Consider the following 8,904-nt stretch of genomic DNA (forward strand, 5'->3'; position numbering starts at 1 on the left):
CCGTGGCCGTCACGGTCTCCGTCGCGCTCTGCACGTTCAACGGCGCCAGGTACATCCGCAGGCAGGTGGCGAGCGTGCTCGCCCAGACGCTGCCTCCGACGCAGCTCGTCGTCTCGGACGACGGCTCGACGGACGCGACCGTCGCGATGCTGCAGGAGGAGCTTCGGGCGCACGAGGCGGCCACCGGATGGGCGCCAGAGCTGATGCTGCTCCGCAACGCGACACCGCTGGGCGTGACAGCCAACTTCGAGCAGGCCCTCCGCGCATCCACCGGCGAGCTGATCGCGCTCTGCGACCAGGACGACGAGTGGGAGCCGCGCAAGCTGGAGAAGCTCGTCGGCAGCTTCGTCGCCCGGCCGGGCCTCGGCTTCCTGCACACCGACGCGACCCTGATCGACGACGACGGCGCACCGGTCGGCGGCACGATCTTCGGCGCCCTGGAGGTGTCGGAGGACGACAGGATGGCGGTGCACTCCGGTCGCGCGTTCTCGGTGTTCGTCCGCCGCAACATCGCCACGGGGGCCACCGCGATGGTGCACCGCGACCTGGTGGCGGCGTGCGCGCCGTTCCCGCCGGCCTGGGTGCACGACGAGTGGCTGGCGATCCAGGCGGCCGCCCGCGACAGGCTCGACCTCAGCGAGGAGCCGCTGACCAGATACCGCAGGCACTCCGCCAACCAGATCGGCGCGGGCGACCCGACCATCGGCCACAAGATCCGTCGTGTGCTCGGCGCGCGCGGCGACCGCAACAGGATGCTCGCCGAGCGGTCGCGCATCCTGGCGGACAGCCTGCGCGGGGCGGACGGCGTCGATTCGTCGAAGGCGGCGCTGGCCGAGGAGAAGGCCGCGTTCGAGGCGACCCGCGCTCAGCTGCCGGACAACAGGGTGCTGCGGTTCGTGCCTGTGCTCAGGCTCGCGGCAGGGGGCGCGTATCCCCGGCTGGCCAGCCAGGGCTGGATGGACGTGGTCAGAGACCTGTTCCAGCCGGCGTGAGTGTCACTGCCGGCTGCGGCTCGCGCGGCTGCTCTGCCTCCGGAAGCGGTTCCTGTTCCTGGTCCTGAGTCGGCTCGACCGCGTCCGCGACCGGTTCCGCCTGCCGTGACCACGCGGTGACGTGGAGCAGGAGGGCGCCGGCGGCCAGGAGCACGACGCCGAAGGCCACCAGCCACAGCCAGACGCCGCCGGGCGGCGCCCACACCGGCTGCCCGAACAGGAACGCACGCATCGAACCGTTGGAACCGACCGCGTAGCGCCGCAGGGTCGTCGTGAACGCCCAGAACTGCGCGCCGACCGCCCCGACCACCACGATCACGGCGATGCGTCGCCAGGCGTACGACGCGCGAGCGAACGCGGTGTCGCCCAGCAGTACGGCGAGACCGACGATGAGGCAGAGGAACAGCGGCAGGTTGTACCTGCCCTGCCAGATCATGCCGCCGCCGTGGATGTACGCGGCCTGCACGATGGCAGGGCAGAGCAGGAAGGCGGCGACGATCACCCAGGCGACCAGCAGCCTCCTGCGGCGAAGGACCACGATCGCGCCCACCGCGATGGCGCCGATGGCGAGCCCCCACAGATAGAGCACGACGTCGGGAGCGGGAGTGTCGAGCCAGCCGAACAGGCCGACGAGCCCCTGGCTGTAGCCGATCGTGCCGACGAAGACCTTGGTGAAGCCGACCAGCGGCGACGCCCCGATGCCGGGGAACGACAATGCCTGGTCCGGGTGCTCGATGGCGTTCGCGAGCGAGTTCGTCCCCACCGTCCAGAGCCCGGCGGCGATGGTCCCTGCCGCGACGACCGCGATCAGCACGATGACCGCTCTCCGCCGCAGGAGGGAGGTCAGCGCGGCGCGGTCGGTGAGCAGGAGCAGTGGGACGACCAGCGCGAGCGCCACCCACAACGGCGAGAGCCCTCGCGCGTTCACGGCCACGACCGCCCCGGCCATCACCACGACGGCGCGTCCGGTGAGGCGGGAATCGTCGGGGGAGAGGACGATCGCGAGCATCCCGCAGAACACGGCCAGCGTCGCCGTCGCTTCGAGGGCGCTCGGGTTCACTGATCCCCCGAGGAAGAGCACCATCGGGGTGACGGCGACCGCGAACGCCAGCAGCGGCAGCCGGCGGGTGCGCATGGTGAACACGATGGCGAAGGCGAGCGCGGCGAACAGTGTCGTGAGCAGAGCGCTCAGGATGCGCATGGCGTAGATGCCGCTCGCATCGTGGAAGACCAGGGAGGGGAGGCCGACCAGCGCGTAGTAGAGCGGGTTGTACAGCCCGGCCGTCGTCGGGGCCAGGACGTCCTGCCAGGAGTCCGCGGCGGGCGTGTACGCGCAGTTCGCCGTCACCGTCGGGTTGAACGCGAAGCAGGTGACCGCGTGCGACTCCGCGATGTAGCGGGGCACGGTGACGAGGTGGCCGGCCGGCGACGGCGTGCCGACGAGTTCGCCGCGGACGACGCTCGCCGCGCGCACGATGTGGGCGGGCTCGTCCGGAGAGGCGGACGGCGGGGACGCGAAGGCCCACACGACGGTCAGTGCGAACAGCACGGCCCAGGCGCCGAAGAACGCAGTCAGCGGGACGGAACGACGCGGGCGGGCCGGACGGGCGGTGGGCGCAACCGTGTCACTGCCCGCCTGTGGGTTTCCCATGAGGTCACGATATCCGACCGGACGGTCAGATCGTGACAGGCGCAGCGGCTGTTGCTGTCAGCGCGTCGGCGCGGGCGACCCGTCCGACCGAGCGCAGCACCAGCCAGCCCCCCACCACGATCAGCGCCGTGAACACCAGGATCCAGAGCAGGTTGCCTCCCGGGGGCGCCCACGGCGGTGTGCCGAACAGGAACTGCTTCAGAGACCCGATGGGGGTGACCGAGTAGCGCTTCAGTGTGTTCTCGAAGGCGTAGACCTGGCCGAACGCGATCACGATCACGACCAGCCAGCCGAAGCGCCGCCAGGTCGTCGCCGTTCCGTCGACGGAGATACGCCTGCCGAGCACCACCGCGAGCCCGACCATCATGCACAGGAACATCGGCATGTTGTACCTGCCCTGCCAGATGACGCCGCCACCGGTGATGTAAGCGGCCTGCACGATCGGCGGGATCAGGATGAACGCGCCGAACAGCACCCAGGCGAAGGCGAGCATCCTGGAGCGGAGGAGCACGAGCGCCGCGACCAGCAGGATGCCGATCAAGGCGCTCCAGATGAAGTACACCTCGGGGGGCGCAGCTGTGTCGAGCCAGCCGAACAGGCCGATCAGGCCGTGGCTGTACTCCGTGGTGCGCACGAGCGTGATGAAGAAGCCGCTGAGCGGATTCGTGCCGACGCCGATGTAGCTCTGCGGCGTCTGGTCGGGATTCTCGACGGCGTTGAGGAGCGAGTTCGTGCCAACGGTCCAGGCGAGGGCGGCGATGGTGCCGAGCACGACCCCGGACGCCGCGACGATCACCGCCGGCTTCTTCAGCAGGGCGACGAGGTCACGGCCCCGGAGGAGCACGAAGGGGATGAGGATCGCCAGCAGCACCCACAGCGGCGAGAGCCCTCTGGCATTGACGGCGACGATGCCTGCAGCCATCACGATCATGGCGCGGGACAGCAGCCTGGACCTGTCCGGGTCGAGCACGACGGCGAGGATGCCGACGAAGACGGCGAGGGTCGCGGTCGCCTCGATGCCGTTCGGGTTCACCGATCCGCCGAGGAACAGCAGCATCGGCGTGACAGCGACCGCGAAACCCAGGACCGGGATGGCGCGCCGTCTCATACCCCACAGCACAGAGAAGGCGAGGGCGGCGAACAGAGAGGTGATGATGCCGCTCACGATCCGCATTGCATAGATGCCAGAGGTGTCGTGCAGCAACAGTGTCGGCCAGCCGACCAGCAGGTAGTACACCGGGTTGTACAGGCCGGCCGTCGTGAACGACTCGGTGAGCGCGCCTGGGTCGGCCAGCGGAGCGAGTCCGCACGCGCCCGTTCGTTCCTGATGGAAGGCGAAGCAGGTGTCGTGCTGGGTGCGCGCCACATACTCCGGCACGGTGACCCGGTGGCCGTCCGCGGACGGCGTGCCGATGAACTGGCCGCGTGCGACGCTCGCCGCCTTGACGATGTGCGCCGGTTCGTCGGGGGAGGCCCCGAGCGGCGTCGCGATCGCCCAGCTCGCGCAGAGGGCGGAGAGCAGCACCCAGACGACCAGGAAGGCGCGCCAGACCCGCGGCCGCTCTCCCCGGCCGGCGGAGGGGACGGAACTGCTGGAGGCGGAGGAACGGCTGGAGGTGGCGGGCGGTGTGGTCTCGGTGGTGCTCACCGGGTGTTACTCCTTCTCGTCGCTGAGAGCGGCGATGCGCTGCTCCAGCTCGGCGATCCTCAGCTCGTGCAGTGCGCTGCGCTCGGCGAGCGTGCGCGTCTTGCTCTCGAGCGTTGTCAGCTCGGAGCTGTGCTGGATGCAGACCAGGAACAGCACGGCGATGCTCACGAAGAACACGAGATTGACGGGCGCGCCGACGCCGACCAGACCGGCCAGCCAGTCCAGGATGCTCGGGAAGACGCCGATGATCAGCGCGAGCAGGCCCGCGACCAGCCACCAGATGGCGTGACGTTCGCGCATCCGGCCGCGGCGCAGCATCTCGATCACCACCCCGAGGGTGAGCAGGGCGGCGAGGATTCCGAAGATGTAACTGGTGATCGACATGGTCAGGCCGTTGCCGTTTCCTTGATGGCGGTGCGCGGGCGCATGAGCGCGACGACGAGGGCGATGAAGGCGCGGGCCAGGTAGACGGCCGCTTTGATCGGGTTGTGCGACGGCTGGCCACCGGCGCGGGGGCGCATCGAGGTGGGCACCTGGGCGACGCGCAGTCCGCCGCGGGCGGCGATCACGAGCGCCTCGACGGTGTCGCCGAGGTATTCGGCAGGGAACGAGTGGGCGAACAGGTCGATCGCCCGGGGGCCGTTGGCTTTGAACCCGCTGGTGGTGTCGTTGAGGCGGGTGTTCACGACGCGGCTGAGCACGCTCGAGAGCACGTTCATCGCCCAGCGCCGAGGTCCGCGGACCGCGTAGTCTCCCTCTCCGGCGAAACGGGCGCCGATCACGAGGTCGGCCTGGTCGAGCGCGGCGAGCAGCGAAGGGACGTTGCCTGGATCGTGCTGGCCGTCCGCGTCGATCTGCACGGCGACGGAGAACCCGTTGTCCCTGGCGAACTGGAAGCCGAGGCGCATGGCGCCGCCGACGCCCATGTTGAACGGCATGGATGCGACGAGGGCCCCGGCCTCCTTGGCCACGCGCGCGGTGTCGTCTGTCGACCCGTCGTCGACGACGAGACAGGTCACGCCGGGAAGCTTGGCGTAGACCTCGGTGACGACGGCTGCGACGGATGCCTCCTCGTTGAAGGCGGGCATCACGATCAGCGTCTGAGAGAGATCGAAGGGCATGGAAGTCAACGTACTAGATCGGTGAGAGCGTCAGAGCGGGTGAGACCGGCCGGTCGGAACGACGGCCGCGGACGGTTCGATATTCTCGCACGTCCTGCTGAGTGCCGTGATCAGGAACCAGGCGGACAGGCCGGTCGCGATCGTGAAGACGACGGTGACGAGCAGCCATCCGCCCGGCGGCTGCCACTGGGGCGCCCTGACCAGGTCGATCCAGGTGAGGTTCTGCTGGAGCCCGATGACGTAGCGGCGAAGCATCCAGAGGAACGCCGCGAGCTGGGCGATGGCGAGCAGCACGACAGAGACACGCATCACCGCGGTGAGTCGTCTGCCGGTCGCGGGCAGTGCGTGGTCGAGGCCGATCCCGGCGAGGATGACGAGGAGCACGGCGGGTGCGATGGTGTATCTGCCCTGCCAGATGTATCCGGCGTCGTGGATGACGGCGGCCTGCGAGAACGGCGGGACGAACACGATGGCGAGCCCGAGCAGCAGGGCGCCGATCTTCACGTTCCGCGGTCCGATCGTCGACCCGATCAGGATCACCATCCCGCCGATCGTCGCCCAGACGGCGACGGTGAGCGCGGGCGCCGGGATCTCCAGCCAGCCGAACTGGGCGATCCAGCCGACCATGAAGTCGAAGGTCGCGTCGATGGTGTTCGAGAAGCCCTGCCACCAGCTGCTCCCAGCGCCGACCGGCGCGTAGCCGGGGGTCAGCGAGCGAGGCCGCAGGTAGAACAGGGCGGCGGCGATGGCGACGGCGCCGATCACCGCGATACCGGCCCAGGTGAGCCACGAGCGGAAGACGGCCCGCAGCACGTCCCGTCTGCCGAGCAGCAGTGCGATGACGAATGCGAGGGCGAGCCACAGCATGGCGATGCTCCTGGTGTTGACCAGCAGCAGGCTCACCACGACCACCCCCAGGATGCGCAGCACCAGCCATCGCCCGGCGGCCGGGGTTCCGAAGGTCAGCAGGAGCAGAGCGAACGCGGCGGCGGACGCGGCGACCTCGATCCCGTTCGGGTTCAGGGTCCCGGAGAGGAACAGCACCATCGGGGTGACGCCGACGGCGAGACCACCGAGCGCCCAGCGGGAGCGAGGGAGGCTGCGCAACGCGGTGAAGGCCAGGGCGAGCAGGGCGGAGCAGAGCAGCGCATTGACGAGCCGCATCGCGTACAGCCCTTTCGCGCCGTCGAGGAACGCCGTCGGCCAGCCGACGAGCACGTAGAACACGGGTGTGTTCACGGTGGTCGAGGAGTGGCCGGTGGTCGGCGCATCCGGGTTCTCGACGGGGGTGACGCAGGACGGCGTGACCGCCACGTTCCGCTTGAAGCACGGCATGTGCGACTCCAGCTTGGCGAAGTACGTCGACACGGTCTGGTCGATGGTGCCGGGGATGCTCGCGGACTCCGCCCCCCACAGCTCGCCGTGCGCGGCGGCGTACGCGCGGATGGCGTGTGCAGGCTCGTCGGGGCTCGCCCCCTGCGGGGTGGCGACGGAGAAGCTCGCCATGAGGAGGAACAGCAGCCCGAAGGCGATGCCGAACACGGTCAGCGGGCGGCGAGCGGGGCGGACGTCCCCGTCGTGCTGGGTCATGCACCGTCCTGTCGTCGTGCTGATGGCCGATGGCCCGGCCGGTGAGGTAGGTTCGGTTCTCGAACGACACGGCTCCATCGGAGAGGAACAAGTGGACGATATCATCCGTCGACCGGCCTCCCGCTGGTGGGTGGTCGCCGTCCTGGCCGTGGCGGTCGCCATCGGGCTAGTCGCCGTCGGCGCAGGCTGGACCGTCTGGGTCCTCGCCGCGGCCGCCGCCCTCAGCCTCGCGACGGGGGTCACGGCGTTCGCCGGCTGGAGTCTCGGCGTCGTCTCCGCGATCGCTGTGCCGCTCGCGGTCGAGGCGTTCGCCATCAGGATCTTCCACCGGATCGGGCTGAGCGTCTTCACCGGCAACCTGCTGGTCCTGCTGCTGATCGCGCTGGCCGGTCTGGTGCTCGTGGCGGTGAGCGGCGACCGGCTGCGCCTGCCCGGCCGCGCCGTCTGGTGGGGCGTCCTCCCCGCGGCTGTGGTCCCCGCCGTGGTCGGCGCCGTCTTCGCGATCCTCCCGGCGCTGCGTCACGGCGACGCCCTCTCCTGGGCGATGCGCAGCGACGCCGTCTGGAACATGGTCACCGCGCGATTCCTGCTCGACGACAAGGGCCTCATCCCGTCGCTGCACCCCAACTCGTCGCCGATGACGGCCATCCTGCTGGCCGCCGGCATGGCGCCGGGGAGGGCCGGTGTCGAGCCAGACCGACCTGTTCCAGCACGACATCACCGCGATGGCCGGGATGTTCGCGCTCGCCACGGTCGTCACCAGCCTGCTCGCAGGCCTGGTCGTCGCCCAGACGATCCGGCCGGAGCACCCGGTCTTCCGTGCCATCGGGGCCGTTCTGGGGTCGGCGCTGATCGCATCCTGGTTCGTTGCAGGGTTCTCGTTCGAGTTCGGCTTCTACAACGTCATGCCGACGATCGCCTGCCTCCTCGGGAGCTGGCTCGCCTGGCGGGCGGCGCACGGGCGCCGGTGATCGCCGTCGCCGTCCTGCTCGCCATGACGACGGTGCTCCTCGCCCTCTGGGCGTTCCTGGCCGTCGTGCCCCTCGCGCTCGCCGCGGTGGCGGGCATCCGCCTCATTCTTCGCCGCCCGCGGTCATACGGCTGGCTGTCCTGGACCATCCTGGCGGTGGCTGCCCTGCAACTGCTCGTCTACGTGGTCCTCGCCTCGTTGCCAGACCTGCGCCGCGACGCCGGGCTCTGGCCCAGGGCGGGTCGATGGCTCCCGTCTCGCCCGCGCTGCTGTTCACGATGATCGGCCTGAGCGTCGCCGTCACCGCCGTCACGACGCGCACGGCCGGAACGCGTGCGGACCTCGCTGGCGTCGTCACCGTCTCGGTGTCGCTCGCCGGCCTGTACGCCTACCTCGGGACCCAACAGCAGGCGTCCGCGTACTGGTGGGGGTACTACCCGGCCAAGCTGGTCTGGTTCGGCGGCATCCTGCTGCTCGTGGTAGCAATCGGCCTCGCACTCGAAAGGCTGTCGCGGGTCGACCTCGCCGTCTGGCCGAAGACGGCGGCGACGGCGGGCGTGCTCATCACGGTCGTGGCCATCGCGGGGAGCGTGCTGCCCAAGCCGCCGACCGCCGGCTCCCTGTTCCCATACGCGGACATCCTCGGCGGCACAGGGGTCGCCTCCGGGGACGTCCTGCTGTCGACCATGTTCGCCCTCGACGACCCGGCGGACGCCAAGAACATGCTCGTCGGCTACTTCGACTGGCAGGCGGACGGCTTCGCCAACCTGTGGCTGCTCGGCGCGTCGGCCGGAAGCACGGGAGACCCCATCCGCCCGTACTCGTACGCCCTCGACACGACATCGCCGAAAGCGGTCTGCGCAGCGGTGAAAGCGTGGGGAGGCGACGTGACCATCCGCACGAGAGACGCGACGCTCCCCGCGAAGCTGGCG

Annotated in this window: 8 protein-coding genes; 3 read left to right on the forward strand and 5 right to left on the reverse strand. The window is 70.1% G+C overall.

Annotated features, from left to right (window positions below; translation table 11 throughout):
- Positions 1 to 2: 2 nt before the first annotated feature.
- Positions 3 to 992: a glycosyltransferase family 2 protein gene (locus tag AC37TH_RS15995; RefSeq protein WP_490765339.1), complete on the forward strand. Its 990-nt coding sequence runs from the start codon at positions 3 to 5 to the stop codon at positions 990 to 992.
- Here AC37TH_RS15995 and AC37TH_RS16000 read toward each other — a convergent pair.
- The 5 genes from AC37TH_RS16000 to AC37TH_RS16020 are packed head-to-tail and all read right to left on the reverse strand — an operon-like array spanning position 967 to position 7,002.
- A complete protein-coding gene (locus AC37TH_RS16000) occupies positions 967 to 2,643 on the reverse strand; it encodes a DUF2142 domain-containing protein (RefSeq protein ID WP_490765340.1) in 1,677 nt (558 codons plus the stop codon). The genes AC37TH_RS15995 and AC37TH_RS16000 overlap by 26 nt on opposite strands.
- Positions 2,644 to 2,668: 25 nt before the next feature.
- Complete coding sequence (locus tag AC37TH_RS16005; protein WP_490765341.1) at positions 2,669 to 4,291, reverse strand: DUF2142 domain-containing protein; 1,623 nt, start codon at positions 4,289 to 4,291, stop codon at positions 2,669 to 2,671.
- A 6-nt stretch (positions 4,292 to 4,297) separates the two neighbouring features.
- Positions 4,298 to 4,675 carry a DUF2304 domain-containing protein gene (locus AC37TH_RS16010; protein WP_490765342.1) on the reverse strand — a complete coding sequence of 126 codons (378 nt, stop codon included), beginning with the start codon at positions 4,673 to 4,675 and terminating at the stop codon, positions 4,298 to 4,300.
- 2 nt (positions 4,676 to 4,677) lie between these two features.
- Positions 4,678 to 5,412: a glycosyltransferase family 2 protein gene (locus AC37TH_RS16015; RefSeq protein ID WP_490765343.1), complete on the reverse strand. Its 735-nt coding sequence runs from the start codon at positions 5,410 to 5,412 to the stop codon at positions 4,678 to 4,680.
- Positions 5,413 to 5,442: 30 nt separating this feature from the next.
- Positions 5,443 to 7,002, reverse strand: a complete 1,560-nt coding sequence (locus tag AC37TH_RS16020) for a DUF2142 domain-containing protein (protein ID WP_490765344.1) — start codon at positions 7,000 to 7,002, stop codon at positions 5,443 to 5,445.
- Between the two features lie 91 nt (positions 7,003 to 7,093).
- Between AC37TH_RS16020 and AC37TH_RS16025 the strand changes: the two genes are divergently transcribed.
- Positions 7,094 to 8,254 (forward strand): hypothetical protein, encoded by a 1,161-nt coding sequence (locus tag AC37TH_RS16025; RefSeq protein ID WP_490765345.1) that lies wholly within the window; start codon positions 7,094 to 7,096, stop codon positions 8,252 to 8,254.
- A partial coding sequence (locus tag AC37TH_RS16030; protein WP_490765346.1) for a hypothetical protein occupies positions 8,218 to 8,904 on the forward strand: 687 nt, incomplete at its 3' end. The genes AC37TH_RS16025 and AC37TH_RS16030, both read left to right, overlap by 37 nt.

Source organism: Leifsonia sp. McL0627 (genome assembly GCF_058244615.1).